Source organism: Amycolatopsis sp. DSM 110486, assembly GCF_019468465.1.
Lineage (GTDB): Bacteria > Actinomycetota > Actinomycetes > Mycobacteriales > Pseudonocardiaceae > Amycolatopsis.
This window is the reverse complement of record NZ_CP080519.1, coordinates 3,941,045-3,959,752: the sequence shown is the minus strand read 5'-3', so window position 1 is coordinate 3,959,752 and position 18,708 is coordinate 3,941,045. Positions and strand designations below refer to the sequence as shown.

The window sequence follows — 18,708 nt, the reverse complement described above, 5'->3', positions numbered from 1 at the left end:
CTTGCCAGCGGGCTGGACGAGTTGCCGCTCACCAGCGCACTTGCCATGGCACGGAGTTCGCCACTCGAGGCCTGACTTGCCACTTCACCGGCTAGTTGCCGCTTGCCGCTCCCACTTGCCAATCGACACGGCGACTTGCCAGCGGCAGTGGCAAGTCAGTCCCGGGTGGCGGGGCGGGCGTCCAAAGCTGCGGCGTCTTCCGGGGTAGGGGCGGTGCCGCCGAGGTGGGCCGGGAGCCACCAGCGTTCGGAGGGCGTGGGGGATTCCGGGTAGTCCGCCTGGGCGCGGTCGAGGAGCTCCGACAGGCGGGAGCGCAGTTCGGCGGTCCCCGCTTCGCAGTCGTCCGCGAGCCCCGGGTGCATCGGGTGCATCGGGGCGCCGAGCAGGATCGAGATGGGCACGTGGCGCCGCGTGAGGTCCTTCGGGTGCCCCTTCGTCCACAGGCGCTGCGTGCCCCACAGTGCCATCGGCACGATGGGTACCCCGGCCTCCGCGGCCATGCGCACAGCGCCCGTCTTCAAGGCCTTCACCGTGAACGACCGGCTGATCGTCGCTTCAGGAAACACGCCGACGACCTCCCCTGCACGCAGCCGCGCGACGGCCTCCTCGTACGAAGCCTGGCCGGCAGACCTGTCGACGGGGATGTGGTGCATGCCCCGCATCAACGGTCCCGCCACTCGGTTCGCGAAGATCTCGTGCTTGGCCATGAACCGCACCAGCCGTTTGGCCGGCCGGGCGCCCAGGCCGCAATAGATGAAGTCCAGGTAGCTGACGTGCGTGCACGCGATCACCGCCCCGCCGCGCGCCGGCACGTGCTGCGCGCCCTCGATGCGGATGCGGTTGTCCAGCACCCGGAACATCGTCCGCGCGGCAACCAGCACGGGCGGGTACACGAAGTCGGCCATACCGCGAGGCTACGGGACCGTAGGTTTTTCGCGGCTACTCAAAGTGATCGTCGGCACGAAACGCGTCATTCGGGAACTTTCGCCACCGCCGGGCAACAACCGAGCACCACCGCCACCAGCGTGCAGAACAACGCGACGACCTGGTGCTTCACGTTCTCGATCCCGTCGCCCAACGCGGCCACGGCGAACTGGCCCACCGCAGTCGTCAGGAGGAGCGCGAGGGCGACGCCCAGCGCGGCCCGCCGATGTCGCCACGCGCGCCAGCCGACGAGGAGCCACACGGGCAGCAAGGCGAACAAGCCCAGGGGCGCCAGCAACCCCGTCAGGCCAGACCACAGTGGCACCCGGTACTCCTGCGCTGCCGGCGGCAAGCCGGCCGAAGCGTCGAAGGAGGCCAGGTACGGAGGGCGCGCCGTGAGCAGATCGCCGGCCGCGCGGTTCAAAATGCCCAGGGTGCGGTCCGGGTGCGTGACGAACCACTCCACGACGTCGCGCCGGCTCAAGCGGTCGCGGTACTGCGCGTACTGCGGGTCCAACGTCACGGGATGCGGGTGCCACCAGCCGTTGCCCGCGTATTGCCCAAACGACGGCGGCAGGCCGAGAGCCGCCAGATCCGCGGCCGTGTCGTGGTGGCCGTCGATGATGTTCAGGAACACCGTGTTCACCATGTTGATGTCGCGCGAGTCGTCGCCGGGTCGGGCAGACGCCGTGCCGTCGGGAGCGACAGCCGGGGCGACGGCCGTCTGAGCCCACCAGGTCCCGCCGGCCAGAGCGAGAACCACGAGAACCCCCGGCACCCAACGAGAACGCGTCACCAGCAGCACCGCGATGACCAGCAACGGCAAGACCATCAACGTCTGCACCTTGGCGTTCACCGCCATCAACCCGCCGACGACGGTCACCGCGGCGCCGACCCAAAGCCACCGTCGCCCCATCAGCAGCAGGCCGCCGACGGCCAGCAAAATGCCGAGAAAAGCCGTCCCCTCGCCCAAAGTCGAAGAGAAATAGCCGAAAAACGCCGAATCCGCCACCATCAGCAGCAAACCGACGGCCACGGGCAAGCGCACCCGCGGCCCGTACGGCAACCCGGCCACCACCACGGCCACCGCTGCCGCGGCGACAACCGAAGAAATCACGCCGAGCGCGACCAGGCTCAGCTCCGACCGCGACCCGAACCCCACCGCCAGCCGCGCGAGCCAGCTCTGGCTCAGCTGGTACGTCGGGTCGCAGCCGCCGGGTGTGGCCTCGTACACCAGGTGGACGTACTGCTCCGGCTTGCTGGTCCACGTGATGCCGGCGCCGCACAGGACGCGGAAGCCGTCGCCGTTGTCGGACATGGACACGGGGCGCGGCACGAGAAAGCGCACCAGCAACACGGCCAGGGACACGCCGAAGACCCCGAACCCGAGGGCCGTGGACCGGCGCGCCACCGTCATCCCGGGCACGATACGTACTGGAAGTCCGGTGCTCGATCGAGGTAGTCGATGAGCAGGCTGGCCTCGTCTGCGCGCGGGTACACGGAGATCCAGAACGGCGTGCCGGTGCGGCGGAACGTCGCGACGCGGTACCAGGCGCGGGTGTCGGCGGCGCAGTGCTGGCTCTTGGCGTAGCCGGATTCCTCGGGGACGGCCACCGTTGCGCGCATCAGGTTGGTGCCCACCAGCAGCCGCGAGCCCGCGCGGCTGGCGATGGCGCCCGGCGCGCCGGCGCTCACCACGGAGCCGGGCGGCAGGTACGAAGCGAGCCAGTCGCCGACTTCCGCGAGCTGTGCACTGTCGGTGTGCCACGCCCGCACGCTCTTGAGCACGTCCGGGCTCACCACCGACACGAGCACCGCGAACCCGGTCAGCACGGCCGCCACCACCGGCACCAGATGCGACACCGTGCGCGGCTTCGGTGACGGGTTCGCGGCCGTCAGGACGCCGTACGCGCCCACCGCAGCGACGGCCAGCAGCGGCGGCACAGGCACGAGCAGCCGCCACGACGGGCCGGTGTCGCCGTCGAGCACGACCACGAAAACCGTGAAGCACAAGGCCAACGCGAACAGCAGCCACAGCGCCGCGCGCGGTTCGGCCGCGCGTTCGGGCGTGCGCAGTGCGAGCAACCCCACCACAGCGGCAACGGCAAGCACCAGGAAACCCAGGTGTGCCAGTGAAAATCCCGCGAGGTAACGCCAGTCGGGGCCGAGGACGCGCACGGCGGAGTCGGGCAGGAAGTGGTGGTAGTACGTGGCGCGCCAGGCCGTCCACGGCACGAGGAACACCAGCGCGCCCAGCACGTAGCCCGCCGGCGTCCACCAGTCGTGCCGGCCGCGCGCGGCGGCGAGCGCCAGCCACAGCCCCGCGACGACGGCGAGCACCAGACCTTCCGGCCGGGTCATCACCGCGCCGGCCACGAGAACCCCCGCCACCACGGACCGGCGGGCGACCAGCGCGTAGGCCACGGCCAGCACCAGCAGCACGAACATCGGCAGCTCGGTGCCCGACGGCCCGTACACGGCGAGGCCGCTCGCGCCGGCCGTCAGCACGGCCGCCGCGACACCGATCGCGGGCTGCGGTTCCGCGCCTTCCGGCAGCGCGAGGCGCACGATGCGATTGGTGAGGAAGTACGCGAGAAGAACGCACCCCAACACCGCGACAACACCCAGTACAACGGCCGACGTCGGGATATCCGCGCCGAATGCCGCGCGCGGCAACGCGATCACCACGAGCCACAGGAAATTCGCGTAACCCTCGGTCCGGTCACCGGGATTGAACACGGGCCCGTTGCCGTCGGCGATGTTCTGCGCATAACGGAAGGTGACGAGCGCGTCTTCGGTCACGGTGGCGAACAACAGCTGGTGCACCAGCGAAAACGCGAGCACGAGCACCAGCACGAACGCCCGCCACCCGGCGTCGGTGGCGATCCGGCGCCAGGTCGCGACGACGAGCGCGCCGAGCACCAGCCAGCCCCCCACGACCGCGTAGACCACGCGACCCCCTGCCTCCAGCCCCCGGCCGGTCCCCACCGGCCGCCACCCCGACGCCACCTGCTGTCACGGTGAATCCCCGCGACGAAACCTCACTTTCGGGTGAGCAATTGGCCGGAATACACAGCGTTGTCTGGCGGTTCCGGCCGTCACTTCACGCTGGTCCAGTCAATCGCTTCCCTACGCTTCTCGGACATAAGCCGTTCGGGTGTATATCGGGCCCGCTAATCTGTGACTCCGATTCCGATCCGCCACCCGGAGGTACCGAGCGGATCCGTCACAGCCGAGGAAGTCTGTTGCCGAGCGAACCCACGCTGCTGTCCGATGTGGCGAGTCTCGCCGTCCTGCTGCTCGTGGTCGGTCTGCCCGGGGTGCTCACCGGCCTGGCCGCGGGCCTGCGTGGCTGGGTGCTCGCCGGGCTCACCCCGCTGCTGAGCTACGCGATCGGCGGTCTCGCGGGGCCGTGGACCGCGGCGATGGGGCTTCCGTTCAACACGCTCACGTTCTGCGTGACCACTGTGGTCTTCGTGGCTGTCGCGTTCGGACTGAGGCGGCTGACGGTGCGGCGCTGGCCGCCGGTGGCGGAACCGCGGGTGTGGTCCGCGCGCGGGCAGTGGGGCGTGATCGGATGCCTGCTGCTGGCGACGGGGCTCGGGTTCTACGCCGCCGTGCGCGGCATGGGCCACCTCGGCGCGATCGCGCAGGGCGGTGACGCGCCGTACGCGGCCAACGGCGTCCGCTACATCGCGACCACCGGCGACGGCAGCCTGTTCGGCATGGGCACGCTCAACTGGTACGGCGACGCCCACCCGCCCTTCTACCCCAACGCGTACCACCTGCTCGCCGCGATCCAGTACTCGCTGACCGGCGAGTCGTCGATCCCGCTGACGCTCGACGTGAACACCGTCGTGCTGCCGGGTCTGCTGGCGCTGTCGCTGGTCGTGCTGGTGCGCGAGTTCCGCGGCCGCGCGGTGCTGGCCGGCGCGGTGGCGCTCGTGTCGGCGGCACCGGTGATGAGCACGTACGAGTCGATGAACCGCGGGCCGCTGTTCCCGTTCCTGCTGGGGCTGGCTTTGACGCCGCTGGCGGCCGTGGTGCTGCGGCGCTACCTGGAGCGCGTGGCGCCCGACACCGGATTCCTGCTGGTCGCGGCCGCGGTCGGGCTGCTGTGCATCCACTCGTCGACGCTGTTCGGCGCGATCCTGTTCGCCGGGCCGCTGCTGCTGCAACGCTGGTTCTCCCCGGGCCGACGCTGGCACCGCTTCGGCCACGACCTGCTCGCGCTGCTGCCGATCGCGGTGGCGTCGGTTCTGGTGGCGTGGCTGCAGCTGTTCGGCGCGCTCGGCCTGGCCAACGGCAGCCTGCCGTACCTGGGCTGGCCGAGCGAGTACCGCGCGAGCACCGCGATCGGCGCGTTGCTGGGCTTCCAGCACTGGGAACCGCATCCGCAGCTGTGGCTTTCGGCGGCGTTGCTGCTGGGCTTCATCTTCTTCCGGCGGCTCGGCGACCTGCGGTGGATCGGCGTGACGGCGCTGATCACCGGTCTCGCGTACGCCGCCGTGTCGTCGTCGAACTTGCCGCTGGTGATGGCGTTTTCGCGACCGTGGTGGGACGACCCGTACCGCTTCATTTCGATGGCGATCGTGCCGCTGTCGTTCATCGCGGGCCACGGCGTGGCGTCAGTGCAGCAGTGGCTCGGCGAGCACCTGCCGCCGCGCGTCCCGTCGGTGATCCTGGCGGTGCTCGTACTGCTGGGCTTCGTGGGCGCGACGAAGGGCCTGTACGCGGTATCGAACAGCGACCGCGTCGCCTCCGGCTACCGCTCCGCGAACCCCCGCGACCAGACCATCACGCCCGGCGAGGAAGCCGCGATGGTCCAGCTCGGCCACCTCGCGGCCCCGGGCGAGTGGGCGATGAACGACCGTCTCGACGGCACGGTCTGGACGTATGCCCTCACGGGCGTCCGCACCGTCGCCGCCCACGACGACGGCACATCTCCCCCTTCGGACGCGCTGTACCTGGCGTGGAACTTCCGCGAGTACGAGACGGACCCGGCGGTGCGCTCGGCAGTCCAGCGGCTCAACATCCACTGGGTGATCCAGGGCCGGCCGATGGCGCCGCCGAACCCGCCGTACGCGTCGCCGGGGCTGGTAGGGCTGGCCGGGTTGCCGTTCTTGGAGCAGGTGTACCGGAACTCGGACGCGGTGATTTACCGGTTGAAGGGCTGAGGCGGCGGGTTTTTCAGCCGGCTGAGGTCCGGACCGCAGCCGGCCGGCGACCAGCCGCGTCAGGCGGCGGCGACCATGCGGCGGTTCGTGGCCCAGGCCGCGCTCGCGGCGAAGCCCGCCGTGAGGAGGTCGGCGACCGTGAACATGACGCGCGACGCCACGGCGAAGGCAGTGGCCTGGCCGACGGTGAGGCCGCTGGCCGTGAGGACGGCGACCTGGGCCACCTCGCGGACGCCGATGCCGCTGGGCAGGATGAAGGCGAAGGTGCCCACGGTCATCGCGACGGCCATGGCGCCGACGCAGAGCACGAAGCCGTTGAAGCCCGGCGCGCCGACGGAGTTGGCCAGGAGCCACAGGTGGACGCCCTGCAGGACCCAGGCCAGCGTCGAAGCGCCGAAGGTCTTGAGGACCACGGCCCAGGTCAAGGGGCGTTCGAGGGGCGGGCGCCGCAAAATTTTCAGCACCAGTGAAGTGCCCCACGTCAGCACGCGCGGGTGGAGCAGCGCCAGGCCGACCGGGATGAGCACGAACAGCCACATCGCGCGCGGGCTGTTGCTGAACACCGTCGGCGCCGCCAGCAGCGACACGACCAGCGCCGACACGACGCCGACGCCCAGCTGGATCAGCGAACCCGTGAAAATGCGGGCCCGCGCGAGTCCCGCTTTGCGCCCCAGCTCCATCTGCAGCAGGTACGCCCACACGGAACCCGGCACGTACTTGCCGAGCGAGCCGACCAGGCAGATCTGCGCGCCACGGATGTAGCCGATGGGTTTGCCGAGGTCGTCGACCAGAACCTGCCAGCCCCAGGTCGACACCATGATCGCCAGCACCAGCGCGGCCAGGCTGAGCACCGACGACTGCCAGGCCACATCGGACAGCGTGTGCCAGAACTCGGTCCAGTTGTCGGTGAGCGCCTTGGCCGCGAAGACCACCACGAGCACGATCGCGAGCCACCGCACCGCGTCGAGGATCTTCGCCTTGGTGGACTTCTTCGGCTGCGCAGGAGCCGGAGAGTCCTCCTCAGGCGTTCGAACGGTCGTCACTGACCAGTCTCCTCACAACGCAACACAGACGCATCACCCCTGGTCAGGTCTGCACCGTGACCAGACGGCTGAACTCGGCAAGCAGATCGTAACCGTCCCAGACGCCCGCAAAGGTCAAGGCAGAGCCGAACGGCACCACCCGATCGACACCGCGCCCGGCCAGCTCCGTCACGAACTCAAGCAGCTCGTCGCGGGTAAATCCGAACTGGGCCACGGTCTGGTCCTTGCGCAGAACCAGCGGCACGAGTTCACCCAACGAGGCGAGGTGCGCGTTGGCGAAAGTGCCGGCGCCGAGCCATTCGCGGGGCATCACGGTGGCGTCGGTGAGCTCCAGCGTCGCCAGGGAATTTCCGTCGAAAGAGATCGCCGACACGAGCCCGTCGACGGCCGCGCCGTAGGCCGACACGCGCTTCTGCACGGCCATCGCCGGCTCGGTCACGTGCTGCTTGGCCTCGAGCACCGATGCCAGCAGCGCCCGGAACTCTTCGCCCGCCACGCGCGCACCGTCGGCGTCGCCGACCCAGAACACCGCCCGCGGCGACGAGCACGCGGCCTGGTCGAACCAGTACGAGTCGTTGTAGAAGCCCTCGGCCGCCGCCCGCCGCTGCTCCGGCGTGGCCTCCTGCCAGCCGCGCACCGACGCGACCGCGAACGACGAGCGGTCCGGGAACGTGAGGTCGCGCGCGTGCGGCGCCAGCGGGTACTTGCGCAGCGCGGCGACGGAACCGTCGCCGCCCCAGATCACGCGCAGGTCGGCGGCCAGCGACAGGGCGCCGCTGACCTCGTCGCTGCGGTCGTAGGTGACCATGCGCTGGGTCGCGCGGATGGTCGCCGCGGTCGCCGGCGACACGTCGTCCAGCGCCGCGTTCAACGCCTCCAGCACGGCCTCCGCCGCCCCCGCCGAGCGCGACGACACGCGCACGACGTTCGGGTTGCCCGCCAGCGCCGAAAGGGCCCACGAATACACGAAGATCGTGTCGACGTTGGCCGGCGGCACGTGAAACACGAGACCGCGCGGGAACCGCAGCGAGTCGCCGGAGGTTTCCAAAGTGGACAGTGCTTTCGCGAGCTCTCCCTTGCGCAGGAAGAAACCCAGCGAGGCCAGCTCCGGGTAACGCCGCGCGAGGGCGGGCGCGAGGAGCTTGCGCGCGAACTTCGTGACGAACTCGACCACGCGCGGGTCGCCGACGGTCAGCCGGCCACCCGGCGGTTCGGCGCGCACCTCGGCCAGCAGCGAACCAACCTCAACCGGCTCCGCAACAGGGAACCGCTGCTCCAGAGACATCATGCGGCCGCCCCCGAGAACGTGTCCGAACAACCCCGCGCCTCGGCCTTCGGCAGCCGCCCCAGCACGGAGAAGTGCTTGCCGGGCCAGTCTCCGTCGTCGATGCCGTTGTACACACCGAGGTCTTCGGTCAGCAGCACGTGCCCCGGGTACGAGCGCGGCAGCGTCGAGACGACCTCGATCACACCCGGCTTGCCCACCGGCTGCTCGCGCCACGTCTCCGGATCACGGATCACGACGTCGGCGAAATCCGGGCAGTACAGGGAGTTCCCCGACGGCCCTTCGAGGAACACAGTGCCGATCTGCTCGATCATCCCGTAGTAGTTGTGGATCCGCGTGAGGCCGGTGTCCTCTTTGAACCGAAGGCGGAACTCGGTGTTGTCCACGGCGCGGTCGATCAGCTTCTTCCAGCCGCCGGAGTGGATCAGGATGCCGTTGGAGAGATCAAGCCCGTGGTCGCGCGCCACCTCGTACAGGTAGAGCCACACCATGAAGGTGAACCCGAAGATCAGGAACGGCTTGTCCCCGTACTCGGCGAGGAACTTCTTCACGGCCTCGACGTCGGGCTGGTCGTTCTCGTCGAGCACGTACGTGTGCTTGCGGCCGAAGTTGGCCATGCCCAGCACGCCGGCGCCGCGCGCGGAGAACGAACGGCGGTTCTTGATGATGCCGATGGTGTCGACCATCAGCATCGGGAGCCGCTCGCCGCCGAGGACTTCCTGCAGCGTCGCGCCGAGCTGCTTGGTCTGCGCGCCCGCCGCGTCCTTGTCCAGGTAGATGCGCGACGCGCCGGCGCCGGTGGTGCCCGAAGACGTGAGCGTCTTGAACACCTCGGCGTCGGGGATGGACTTGAGGTCGTGGGTCTTGAACATGCGCACCGGCAGCCACGGCAGGTCCGCGATCGTGGCGAACTGCGCGTTCGGCGCGATTCCGAGCGACGTCAGGATCCGGTCGTAGCCCTCGGAGCTCGCGCGGTGGTGCGCGGTCAGCTCCGCGAGCTCGGGAAGCAGCTGCGCCTCCCGCTCGGCCTGCGAGCGCGTGAACACACTCATACCCGTCCTTCCAACGACCGGTAGTCGATCTTCCCGCTGGCCAGCAGCGGCACCGTGTCGATCGGCCGCACGTCGAACCCGCTGGTGTGCAGGTGCAGCCGCTCCGACAACGCGCGCGACGCGTCCTTGCAGATCGCCTTGGCGCCGTCGCCCTCGGGCAGCTCGGCCCACAGCACGACCTTGTCGCCCGCCGGCACGGCCGCCACCACGTCGATGCCCACCGCGGCCTGGCGCACGGCGAGCTCCAGGTCGTCGAGGCTCACGCGGTTGCCGAACACCTTGCCGATGCGCTTGAGCCGCCCGGTGATGAACAGGTACCCCTCTTCGTCGAGGTACCCGAGGTCACCGGTGGCGAGCAGCCCGCCGCACTCGTCGCCCGCGGCCAGGCCGGCCTCGTCGTCGGCGTAGCCCATCATCACGTTGGGTCCACGGTAGACGACCTCACCGACGATCTTGGGGTGCTTGGTCTCGATCCCGTCGTCGCGGCGGACGGAGAACGCGCCGCCGGGAAGCGCGGGGCCGGCGGAGCCGATCTTGTCGGCGAGGCGCTCGGCGGGCACGGTGGTCATGCGCGGCGAGGCCTCGGTCTGGCCGTACATCACGTACATCCGGCCGCCGACCGCGCGCATCTTGTCGTTGAACTCGACCACGAGCTCGTCGCGCAGCTTGCCGCCGGCCTGCGTGAGCGTGCGCAGCGTCGGGTACTTCTCGGGGTCGAACTTGAGGCGCCGCAACATTTCGTAGTGGTACGGCACGCCGGACAGCGACGTGATGCCGTATTCGTTCACCGCGTCCCAGAATCCGCGGCCGAGCACGCCCGACGCTTCGATCACCACGGTCGCGCCACGCACGAGGTGCGAATTCAGCACCGAAAGGCCGTAGCTGTAGTGCAACGGCAGGCAGGTGGGGGCGATCTCGTCGGCGTCGACGCTCAGCACTTCGGCGATCGCCTCGGCGTTGGCGAGCAAACCGGTGCGCGAGAGGCGGACGAGCTTGGGGTTGCCAGTGGAACCACTCGTCGGCAGCAGCACGGCGAGCTCGGGGTGCGGCTTCACGCCGTCAGCCGACTCGCGCACCCAGTTCTCGCCGGACGCCGTGTAGCCCTCGGGCACCGGGGCGTCCGGCGCGGCCAGCACGGCGGCGGGCCGGAACCGCGTGATCAGGCCCGCGAGCACGTCGGCGTCGAGCGCCGGGTCGATCAGCGCCACCGCGCGGTGGGCCTCGACGGCGCCGAGGTAGCGCAGCACGCTCACCAGGTCGACGGACATCCGCGCGAACAGCACACCCGCGGGCAGCTCACCGAGCGCGGCCGCGACGCGCGCGACCTCCGCGTCCAGCTCGTCGCCCGCCAGCGTGCGGCCCCCGGCCGCGTCGACCAGCCGGGCACCCGCACCCCACAGCGTCACAGCACCAAGCCTCCGTCGATCCCCAGCACCTGTCCGGTGATGAACGCGGCGTCGTCGCTCACCAGGAACCGGATCGCCTTCGCCACGTCCTCGGCGGTCCCGAGCCGGCCCAGCGGCGTCTTCGCGACGTTGCCCGCCTTCGCGTCCTCGGACAGCCCCGAGGTGAGGTCCGTCTCGATCACGCCGGGCGCCACCGCGTTCACGCGGATACCCGAGCGGCCGAGCTCCTTCGCGGCCGAGCGCGCGATGTTGGCCACCGCCGCCTTCGACGCCGCGTACACGGTCTGACCTGCGCTTCCGTACTGTCCCACCACGGAGGCGAGCACCACGATCGCGCCGGATTTTTTACGCATCATGGCCCGCGCCGCGGCCTGCACAGTGTGCAGCGTGCCGGCGACGTTGGTGGCCAGCGTGGTGTCGACGAGCTCCTCGCGGATCATGCCGAGGAGCGCGTCCTCCATGATCCCGGCGTTGGCGACCACGACGTCGAGCCTGCCGTGCTCCTTCGCGACCCCGCGGACGACCGTCGACACGGCCTTGGCGTCGGTGACGTCGAGCGCAAGGCCGGCGGCGGCACCGACGGCTTCCGCGGCTTCCTTCGCGCGGGCCTCGTCGCGGCCGGTCAGGACCACCGTGGCGCCGGCCTCGACCAGGGCGCGCGCGGTGGCCAGGCCGATCCCGCGCGTACCTCCGGTCACCAGCGCGACGCGCCCGGTGAGATCAGTCATTCTTCGACTTCAGCTCGGTCACCATGTCCACGGCGACCTTGAAGCTCGACATGTCGATGACCTGGTCGGTGTCGAACTCGACGTCGAACTCGGCCTCGATGGCCGCGACCAGCGCCATGTGGCCGACCGAGTCCCACGCCTCGATGTCGCGGTACTTCAGGTTCTCGACGTCCACGTCACCGTCGAGGTCGAGCGCCTCTACGAAGACCTCGCGCAGCTTGGGGGCGACTTCCGGCATTTCAACGCTCCTAGTGCTCGTCGCGCGGGCGGGCGTCCCACGCTTTGACCAAGGTAGAGAGGTCGCCGGGCAGGCGGTCGGCCAGCCCATCCTCCGGGAGGCCCTCCTTGCCCTTCAGCCACGGCCCCAGTGCCTCGATCGTGGCCTCGTCCAGACCTCGGCGGGACAGGCCCACGACGTTCACGCCGGTGACGCGCGCCGGGTTGCCCACGGCGATCGTGAACGCGCCCACCTCGCGCCGCACGGCCGAGGCCATGCCGACCATCGCGCCGGGACCGACCACCACCTTCTGGTGCAGGATCGCGCCCATGCCGAGGTTGGCGCCGTCCCAGATGTGGCAGTGGCCGCCGGTGAGCACGTTGGACGCGATGGTGACGCCGGAGCCGACCAGGCAGTCGTGGGCTATGTGGGAGCCGCGCAGGTAGTAACCGTCGCTGCCGAGCGTGGTGGTGCGCCAGGTGCCCTGGTGGACGGTCGCGTACTCGCGGATGCGGTTGCGGCTGCCGATCACCACACCGTGGCCGTCGGCGTCCGCGTCGCCGGTCGGTGCGGTGTCCCAGCCGGCGGGGTGTTCACGGCCACGGTCCTCGCCCGGCGTGCCGATGGTCACGTGCGGGCCGATCCAGTTGCCGTCGCCGATCCTGGTCGGGCCGACGATCACCGTGTACGGTCCGATCACGTTGTCGTCGCCGAGCTCGACGCCTTCGCCGATGATCGCGGTGGGGTGGATTCGGTTGGCCACGCTGGTGATCCGTTCCGTTTCGTTTTACCGCTGTCGGGTCCGAGCGGCCTGGGGTCTGGGGCAGGCGGCGGCGCCCGGTAACGTGTGGCCCGCGTTCACGCAGGGCGGCCGGGCGCAGAACCGGCGGCTCTCCGGCCTCGCGGCCTGAGCGCACTGCACTGTACCGGACGCATCGAAATCGCCTGCCGAGAGAGACTGCCGATGATCCCCATTACCGTGGTCGACGTCCGTGACGCGGAAGACCTCGTCGTCGAGGTGCTGCGATCCGGCGCCATCGCACAGGGGCCGATGGTCAAGCGCTTCGAGGACGCCTTCGCGCACGTCGCGGGCACGAAGCACGCCATCGCCGTGAACAACGGCACCACCGCGTTGGTCGCCTCACTGCAGGCGCTGGACCTGGCACCGGGTGACGAGGTGATCACCACGCCGTTCACGTTCGTCGCGACGCTGAACGCCATCCTCGAGGCCGGCGCCACCGTCCGGTTCGCCGACATCCGGCGCGACGACTTCGCGATCGACCCCGACGCCGTGGGCGCCGCCGTCACGGACCGCACCAAGGTCCTGATGCCGGTGCACCTGTACGGCCAGACGGCGGACATGGGCAAGCTCGCCCCGCTCGCCGCCGAGCACGGGCTGCAGGTCATCGAGGACTCGGCGCAGGCGGTCGGCGCGTCGTTCGAGGGCCGCGCCGCCGGCTCGTACGGCATCGGCTGCTTCTCGCTGTACGCGACGAAGAACGTGACCACCGCCGAGGGCGGCGTGATCACCACCGACGACGACGTGCTGGCCGACAAGCTGCGCGTGCTGCGCAACCAGGGCATGCGCGCCCGCTACCAGTACGAGATGGCCGGTCACAACTACCGGATGACAGACCTGCACGCGGCCGTCGGCATCCCGCAGCTGGAGAAGCTCGACCAGCTCACCGCGGCCCGCCAGGCCAACGCGAAGCGGCTGTCGGAGGGGCTGGCGGGCACGCCGGGCCTCGACATCCCGCAGGTGCTGCCGGGCCGTGAGCACGTGTGGCACCAGTACACCGTGCTCGTGGGCCCGCACGCGATGCTCTCGCGCGACGAGCTGGCCGCCTCGCTCACCGAGCGCGGCATCGGCAACGGGATCTACTACCCCAAGATCGTGTTCGACTACGACTGCTACCGCGGCCACCCGCTGATCCCGGGCGCCGACGTGAACGACTTCCCGGTGGCCACGGCCGTCGCGGCGCAGGCGCTTTCGCTGCCGGTGCACCCGCACCTGACCGACGCGCAGCTCGACAAGATCATCGAAACGGTTCGCGAGGTGCTCGGCGCATGACCCACCGCATCGCCCTGATCGGCACGGGCAACATGGGCTCGCTGCACGCGCGCGTGCTGGCGGCCAACGAGCGCGTGGACCTCGTCCGCGTGATCGACCCGCGCGAGGAAGCCGGCCGCGCCGTCGCCGAGCGCTACGAGACGCAGTGGACGCCGGAGCTCGACTCACTGTCCGATGTGGACGCCGTGGTGCTCGCGTCGGCCACCGAGGTGCACTACGACCTCGCGCAGGAGATCCTCGGCCAGGGCAAGCCGATGCTCGTCGAGAAGCCGGTGTGCAACAGCTTCGAGCTGTCGCAGGAGATCGTGGCGCTGTCCGAGCAGAAGGACGTGCCGCTGATGTGCGGCCTGCTCGAGCGCTACAACCCAGCCGTGATGACGGCGCGGGCGCTGGTCAACGAGCCGGTGCATTTCATGGCACGCCGCCACGGCCCGTACGCGCCGCGCATCAAGACCGGCGTCGCGTGGGACCTGCTGGTGCACGACGTCGACCTGGCGATCCAGTTCTTCGGCGGCGCCACGCCGGCCCGCGTCACCTCGGGTGCCGGCTATTTCCACCCGAGCTCGGTCGAGGGCGCGGAGGACGCCATCGAGACGGTGCTGTCGTTCCCGACCGGCCTGGCCACGGTGTCGGCTTCGCGGCTGGGACAGAAGAAGGTGCGTTCGCTGGTCGTGTCCGAACTGGACCGGCTGATCGAGATCGACCTGCTGCGCCGCGACGTGACGATCTACCGCCACGTGTCGCACGACTCCGTGACGCCCGACGGCCTCGGTTACCGGCAGCAGACCGTGATCGAGATCCCGGAGCTGGTCACCGCGCGCGAGCCGCTGGCCACGCAGCTGGACCGGTTCCTGGACCTGCTCGAGGGCAAGATCGACGCCGCCGTGGAGCGCGACCTGATCCTGCCGTCGCACCACGTGGTGGCGCAGGTGCTCACGCAGGCCGCGGCTTAGGTCTTCGGTAAGACGGTTTTTCGGTAAGACGGAGTCATTTGGTGAGGCGGGTGCCGTCCTTGCCGTACGCGACCAACGGGGTCAGTACGGCGGGGTCGGGCACTTCGCGCTGGTCGAACCAGAACACGACCACGCGGGGGTCCACGCTCCACGCCGCCGTCTGCGCCACCACCGGCTTGCCGTGCACGGTGCTGACGATCTTCACGGCAGGCCCGGAGAAATAGCCGTACACGGGCACCCAGGTACCGCTGGCTGCCATGCCGCCCGCGGTGGCGTGGAAGCCGAACGAGCGATCGGCGCCGCGGATCTCGTTGCTGGCGTAGAGCGACAGGTAGCCGGTTTTGGTCTGGACCGCGGCCATGATGCCGAAGTGGACGTCGGGCAGGGCCGCGTTGTCGTCGATCTTGGTCGCGTAGAAGACGAGCTCGCCGCCGGCGGCGGTCTTGATGCCGGTGTGGATGACGTCGCCGTAGGGCTGGGTCGCCGAGTTCGGCACCTGGTGGATCGCCGACGTCGGCGGTGGCGAGGTGGTCGGCAGGGCGCCGTCCGACGCGACCGGGCCGCTGGTCGCCGGGGCCGGCGGCGCGGCGACGGGCACCTGCGTCGGCTCCGCCGGCGTACGCAGAGCGACGGCGCCGAACACGATCCCGACGACGGCGGCCACCGCGGCGGCCGCACCCGCACCCGTGGCGATCCTGCGCCGTCGACGGATGCGCCGGCCCTCGGTGATGATCCGGCCCAGGTCGGGCGCGGCGAACGGCTGGTCGGGCTCTTCGCGCAACGCGGAGCGCAGCTTGTCGAGGTCGTTCACCGCCCGCTCCCTCCGATCAGCACGTCTTCCGGCCCGGCGTCCACCCGCAGCTTCGCGAGCGCCCGCGAGTTCGTGCTCTTGACGGTACCCACCGACACGCCCAATTCATCGGCGACCGCCTGTTCCGGCAGGTCGAAGAAGTGCCTGAGCACCACCACGGCCCGTTCGCGGCCCGTCAGCCGCGCCAGCGCGGACGTCAGCCACTCGCGCTGCGTCACGGCCTGCGCGACGTCCTGGCTCGTCGGCCGCTCCGGCACTTCCTCGGAGGCGTACTCGCGCAGCGGGCGCCGCCAGCCGTCGATCACGTGGTTGACCAGCACGGTCCGGGCGTACGCGTAGGCGTCCTTGCGTCGCACGCGCGACCAGGCGGCGTAAGTGCGGGTGAAGGCGGTCTGCGCGGCGTCCTCGGCCTGGTGGCGGTCGCCGGTCAGCAGGTACGCCGCGTGGGTGAGCCGGTTCGACGAGGCCTGCACGAACTCGACGAACTCGTCGTCACTGCGCGCCACCCGCGAACCCCCGATCTCCACGTCTACGGGACGGCTGGGTGCACGTCAGGTTGCCGCCGCTAGAGCTTTTGCACGCGACCCGCGATGAGCGCGTCCAGGTCCAGCACCACGGGCATACCCGCGACGTCGAGCTCGACTTTGCCGGAGTGCTCGCCGAAGTTCTCGTAGTCGCCGTCGACAAGACGATAGGTGATCATGCTGATGGGCGCGTCGAGGTCGATGATCCAGTAGTGCTCGATGCCGGCGTCGGCGTACTCGAAGTGCTTGGTGACCTGGTCGGTGCGCTTGGCGCCTTCGGGCAGGATCTCCACGACCAGAAGGGCATCTTCGGCACGCACTCGCGCTGGGTTTTCGTCGAGTACGGAAGCTGGAGCGACCAGCACATCCGGCACACGCACGGTAGGCGGAGCCTCGTTGAGCAGCAGCTCTGCTTCATTGACCGCACCGAAGTCTGGTGCGAGCTGCTCGTCCAGCAGGTACGTAGCTCGCCAGATCGAACGCTGGTGAAAAACGAGCGGGCGCGGCGACACAGCGAGAACCCCTTCGACGACTTCGACATGGAACTCCGAGGTCTCCGGAAGTTCCGCCCAGTCGTCGAGGGTCAGGAGGTGGTGAGGCCACTCGAGGGCACTCATGGCAACTCCTTCACTTTCAGTGACCGGAACAGTGATCAAGACTACCGTCCGCGTTCACCGGGCACCTCAAAGCTACCCGCTGAAGTCGCCGGCCGGGGAGCCCCAGCCGGAGGCGTCGTCCGACAGGCCGCGGCGGCGGGCGTTCTCCGCGCGCACCCGCTCCACTTCGGACTGGATGTACTCCTCGTCGTAGCGCTGGAACACGCGCGCGGGGTTGCCGGCGACCAGGGTGCGCGGCGGGACGTCCTTGGCCACCACCGAGTTGGGCTGCACGGTGGCGAAGTCGCCGATCGTCACGCCGGCCATGATGACGACCAAGCCGCCGATGAAGCAGCCCTTGCCGATCTTCACGGGTTTGCGCTCGATGAGGTCGCTGCCGGAGTGGTTCTGCAGCGTCATGTTCGCGAGCCAGCTCGAGTGCGTGAAGATGAGCGTGTTGAGGCCGATGCTGGTGTGCTCGCCGATCTCCAGGCCGCCGCTCGCGTCGAGGGCCGCGCCTTCGCCGATCCAGCAGTGCTCGCCCATGGTGAGGTTCTCGGGGCTGATGATCTTCACGCGCTCGCGCACGCGGCACGTCGAAGGCAGCCCGTAGAACGCCGCCCGCTCGGCGTCGTTCAGGTACTGCGAAACGAGGTCGTTCATGATCATCGGCCGCAGGCGGTTGCTGCGGTCGTCATCGAAGAACATCGTCGCCCGCCACCATCTTCGTGAACACGCGCAGGTGTTCCTCGGCCACCACGTCGAGGCCGAAATTGGCCCGGACCATGGCGCTTTCCCGCTGTGCTATCCGTTCCCTCAGCGAAGGGTCGTCGAGCAGTGACAGCACGGTCGCCTCCACGGCCTCGGCGTCGTCCGGGCGCACGAGCAGGATGTTCTCGCCGTTGCGCAGCTCGATGCCCGGGTAGTTGTCCTCCGTGACCGACGCGATGGTGGCCGTGCCGGACAGCATCGCCTCCAGCGACGCGGTGCCGCAGCCGCCGTTGAGGTCGTGGGTCACGATGTCGGCCGCGGCGAAGTACGCCGGCACGTCTTCCTTCGGCACCGCACCCGTCACGACCAGGGCTTCCGCCACGCCGAGCTCTTCGGCGCGCTTGAGGAACGCGTCGTGGTAGACGCGCCCGACGATCACCACGCGCACGCCCGGGTGCCGGTCGAGGATCGCGGGCAGCGACTCGATCAGCGGCAGCCGGTTGCGCAGCGGGATCACGTGGCCGAGCGAGACGATCAGCGGCGCGTCGCCCACCTCCAGCTCCGTGCGCACGTCCTTGGTCACCGGCTTTTCGAAGTGCCCCGTGTCCACGGCGATCGGGAAGTACTCGGAGTTCGCGTCGCTCGTGCCGTAGCGCTCGACGCAGTAGTCCACGCCGAGCTTGTCGAGGATGACGTAGCGCGGCCGGATGTAGGAGAGCACGGGCTTGACCAGCACCGCGTCGAGTATCCGGAACACGCGCGAGTACAGCTTGTTCTCGCTGATCAGGAGCGTGTGGATGGTCAGCAGCACGGGCAGCTTGTGGCGCCTCGCGTAGAACCCGGCCAGCCACGACAGGTCGAAGAACTGGCCGTGCAGGTGCACCGCGTCGGGCTTGAACTCGTCCAGCAGCTTCCACACCCGCCGCCAGTTGCCCGGCTTGAGCGACGCGAAGCTCATGTCGAAGTCGATCGACAGGCCGAGCTGCGGCATCTTCGCCGCGGGCAGCCGCACGACGCGGTAGCCGTCGCGCTGTTCGTCGGCCGGCGCGTCGCCGTAGGCCGCCGTGATCGCGAGGACCTCGTGGCCGGACGCCGCGTACTCACCCGCGAGCGACGCCGACATGTGGGCGCTGCCGCCCACACGGGGCGGGAAGAAGTTGTTCACCACCGCGATGCGCATCGCACGTCCTTGGGCTGGGCCCGCGGTGGC

General features: G+C 69.8%; 18 protein-coding genes. 3 read left to right on the top strand and 15 right to left on the bottom strand.

Annotated features, from left to right (window positions below):
- Positions 1-155: 155 nt before the first annotated feature.
- From K1T34_RS19160 to K1T34_RS19150, 3 genes are all read right to left on the bottom strand, one after another.
- Positions 156-905: a 1-acyl-sn-glycerol-3-phosphate acyltransferase gene (locus K1T34_RS19160; RefSeq protein WP_220245609.1), complete on the bottom strand. Its 750-nt coding sequence runs from the start codon at positions 903-905 to the stop codon at positions 156-158.
- A 65-nt stretch (positions 906-970) separates the two neighbouring features.
- Positions 971-2,341 (bottom strand): hypothetical protein, encoded by a 1,371-nt coding sequence (locus tag K1T34_RS19155; RefSeq protein WP_220245608.1) that lies wholly within the window; start codon positions 2,339-2,341, stop codon positions 971-973.
- The gene (locus K1T34_RS19150; RefSeq protein WP_220247286.1) at positions 2,338-3,876 is read right to left on the bottom strand and encodes a hypothetical protein; all 1,539 of its coding nucleotides are present in this window, start codon (positions 3,874-3,876) and stop codon (positions 2,338-2,340) included. Before K1T34_RS19150 ends, K1T34_RS19155 begins: the two co-directional genes overlap by 4 nt.
- Before the next feature lie 293 nt (positions 3,877-4,169).
- Here K1T34_RS19150 and K1T34_RS19145 point away from each other — a divergent pair, with 293 nt between their 5' ends.
- On the top strand, positions 4,170-6,101 hold the full coding sequence (locus K1T34_RS19145; protein ID WP_220245607.1) for a DUF6541 family protein: 1,932 nt from the start codon (positions 4,170-4,172) through the stop codon (positions 6,099-6,101).
- Positions 6,102-6,160: 59 nt separating this feature from the next.
- On the opposite strand, the gene K1T34_RS19140 is transcribed toward K1T34_RS19145, so the two are convergent.
- From K1T34_RS19140 to K1T34_RS19110, 7 genes are read right to left on the bottom strand one after another with little or no spacing between them, the layout of a single operon-like run.
- On the bottom strand, positions 6,161-7,144 hold the full coding sequence (locus K1T34_RS19140; protein WP_220245606.1) for a lysylphosphatidylglycerol synthase transmembrane domain-containing protein: 984 nt from the start codon (positions 7,142-7,144) through the stop codon (positions 6,161-6,163).
- 43 nt (positions 7,145-7,187) lie between these two features.
- On the bottom strand, positions 7,188-8,432 hold the full coding sequence (locus K1T34_RS19135) for an acyl-CoA reductase (protein WP_220245605.1): 1,245 nt from the start codon (positions 8,430-8,432) through the stop codon (positions 7,188-7,190).
- Positions 8,429-9,481: an acyl-protein synthetase gene (locus tag K1T34_RS19130; protein WP_220245604.1), complete on the bottom strand. Its 1,053-nt coding sequence runs from the start codon at positions 9,479-9,481 to the stop codon at positions 8,429-8,431. Before K1T34_RS19130 ends, K1T34_RS19135 begins: the two co-directional genes overlap by 4 nt.
- Complete coding sequence (locus K1T34_RS19125) at positions 9,478-10,887, bottom strand: AMP-binding protein (RefSeq protein WP_220245603.1); 1,410 nt, start codon at positions 10,885-10,887, stop codon at positions 9,478-9,480. Before K1T34_RS19125 ends, K1T34_RS19130 begins: the two co-directional genes overlap by 4 nt.
- Positions 10,884-11,615 (bottom strand): SDR family NAD(P)-dependent oxidoreductase, encoded by a 732-nt coding sequence (locus K1T34_RS19120; RefSeq protein WP_220245602.1) that lies wholly within the window; start codon positions 11,613-11,615, stop codon positions 10,884-10,886. Before K1T34_RS19120 ends, K1T34_RS19125 begins: the two co-directional genes overlap by 4 nt.
- Positions 11,608-11,853 carry an acyl carrier protein gene (locus K1T34_RS19115; protein WP_220245601.1) on the bottom strand — a complete coding sequence of 82 codons (246 nt, stop codon included), beginning with the start codon at positions 11,851-11,853 and terminating at the stop codon, positions 11,608-11,610. Before K1T34_RS19115 ends, K1T34_RS19120 begins: the two co-directional genes overlap by 8 nt.
- 10 nt (positions 11,854-11,863) lie before the next feature.
- Positions 11,864-12,595 (bottom strand): UDP-N-acetylglucosamine acyltransferase, encoded by a 732-nt coding sequence (locus tag K1T34_RS19110; protein ID WP_220245600.1) that lies wholly within the window; start codon positions 12,593-12,595, stop codon positions 11,864-11,866.
- Positions 12,596-12,796: 201 nt separating this feature from the next.
- Between K1T34_RS19110 and K1T34_RS19105 the strand changes: the two genes are divergently transcribed.
- Positions 12,797-13,903, top strand: coding sequence for a DegT/DnrJ/EryC1/StrS aminotransferase family protein (locus tag K1T34_RS19105; RefSeq protein ID WP_220245599.1), 1,107 nt, complete (start codon positions 12,797-12,799; stop codon positions 13,901-13,903).
- The gene (locus K1T34_RS19100; protein ID WP_220245598.1) at positions 13,900-14,856 is read left to right on the top strand and encodes a Gfo/Idh/MocA family protein; all 957 of its coding nucleotides are present in this window, start codon (positions 13,900-13,902) and stop codon (positions 14,854-14,856) included. Before K1T34_RS19105 ends, K1T34_RS19100 begins: the two co-directional genes overlap by 4 nt.
- A 34-nt stretch (positions 14,857-14,890) precedes the next feature.
- Here the strand turns inward: K1T34_RS19100 and K1T34_RS19095 are convergent, their stop codons facing one another.
- The 5 genes from K1T34_RS19095 to K1T34_RS19075 all read right to left on the bottom strand — a co-directional run bounded on the left by K1T34_RS19095 (position 14,891) and on the right by K1T34_RS19075 (position 18,678).
- Positions 14,891-15,667 (bottom strand): hypothetical protein, encoded by a 777-nt coding sequence (locus K1T34_RS19095; protein ID WP_220245597.1) that lies wholly within the window; start codon positions 15,665-15,667, stop codon positions 14,891-14,893.
- A complete protein-coding gene (locus tag K1T34_RS19090) occupies positions 15,664-16,173 on the bottom strand; it encodes a SigE family RNA polymerase sigma factor (RefSeq protein WP_220245596.1) in 510 nt (169 codons plus the stop codon). Before K1T34_RS19090 ends, K1T34_RS19095 begins: the two co-directional genes overlap by 4 nt.
- 59 nt (positions 16,174-16,232) lie before the next feature.
- Positions 16,233-16,808 (bottom strand): Uma2 family endonuclease, encoded by a 576-nt coding sequence (locus K1T34_RS19085; RefSeq protein WP_220245595.1) that lies wholly within the window; start codon positions 16,806-16,808, stop codon positions 16,233-16,235.
- Between the two features lie 72 nt (positions 16,809-16,880).
- Positions 16,881-17,495, bottom strand: coding sequence for a DapH/DapD/GlmU-related protein (locus tag K1T34_RS19080; protein ID WP_220245594.1), 615 nt, complete (start codon positions 17,493-17,495; stop codon positions 16,881-16,883).
- Positions 17,482-18,678 carry a glycosyltransferase family 4 protein gene (locus tag K1T34_RS19075; protein WP_220245593.1) on the bottom strand — a complete coding sequence of 399 codons (1,197 nt, stop codon included), beginning with the start codon at positions 18,676-18,678 and terminating at the stop codon, positions 17,482-17,484. Before K1T34_RS19075 ends, K1T34_RS19080 begins: the two co-directional genes overlap by 14 nt.
- Between the last annotated feature and the right edge of the window lie 30 nt (positions 18,679-18,708).

What these genes read in the sequence shown, in the direction of transcription:
- K1T34_RS19160 (WP_220245609.1), bottom strand. Translation starts at nt 905, where the DNA reads ATGGCCGACTTCGTGTACCCGCCCGTGCTGGTTGCCGCGCGGACGATG.
- K1T34_RS19155 (WP_220245608.1), bottom strand. Translation starts at nt 2,341, where the DNA reads ATGACGGTGGCGCGCCGGTCCACGGCCCTCGGGTTCGGGGTCTTCGGC.
- K1T34_RS19135 (WP_220245605.1), bottom strand. Translation starts at nt 8,432, where the DNA reads ATGATGTCTCTGGAGCAGCGGTTCCCTGTTGCGGAGCCGGTTGAGGTT.
- K1T34_RS19130 (WP_220245604.1), bottom strand. Translation starts at nt 9,481, where the DNA reads ATGAGTGTGTTCACGCGCTCGCAGGCCGAGCGGGAGGCGCAGCTGCTT.
- K1T34_RS19120 (WP_220245602.1), bottom strand. Translation starts at nt 11,615, where the DNA reads ATGACTGATCTCACCGGGCGCGTCGCGCTGGTGACCGGAGGTACGCGC.
- K1T34_RS19115 (WP_220245601.1), bottom strand. Translation starts at nt 11,853, where the DNA reads ATGCCGGAAGTCGCCCCCAAGCTGCGCGAGGTCTTCGTAGAGGCGCTC.
- K1T34_RS19105 (WP_220245599.1), top strand. Translation starts at nt 12,797, where the DNA reads ATGATCCCCATTACCGTGGTCGACGTCCGTGACGCGGAAGACCTCGTC.
- K1T34_RS19100 (WP_220245598.1), top strand. Translation starts at nt 13,900, where the DNA reads ATGACCCACCGCATCGCCCTGATCGGCACGGGCAACATGGGCTCGCTG.
- K1T34_RS19085 (WP_220245595.1), bottom strand. Translation starts at nt 16,808, where the DNA reads ATGAGTGCCCTCGAGTGGCCTCACCACCTCCTGACCCTCGACGACTGG.
- K1T34_RS19080 (WP_220245594.1), bottom strand. Translation starts at nt 17,495, where the DNA reads ATGTTCTTCGATGACGACCGCAGCAACCGCCTGCGGCCGATGATCATG.
- K1T34_RS19075 (WP_220245593.1), bottom strand. Translation starts at nt 18,678, where the DNA reads ATGCGCATCGCGGTGGTGAACAACTTCTTCCCGCCCCGTGTGGGCGGC.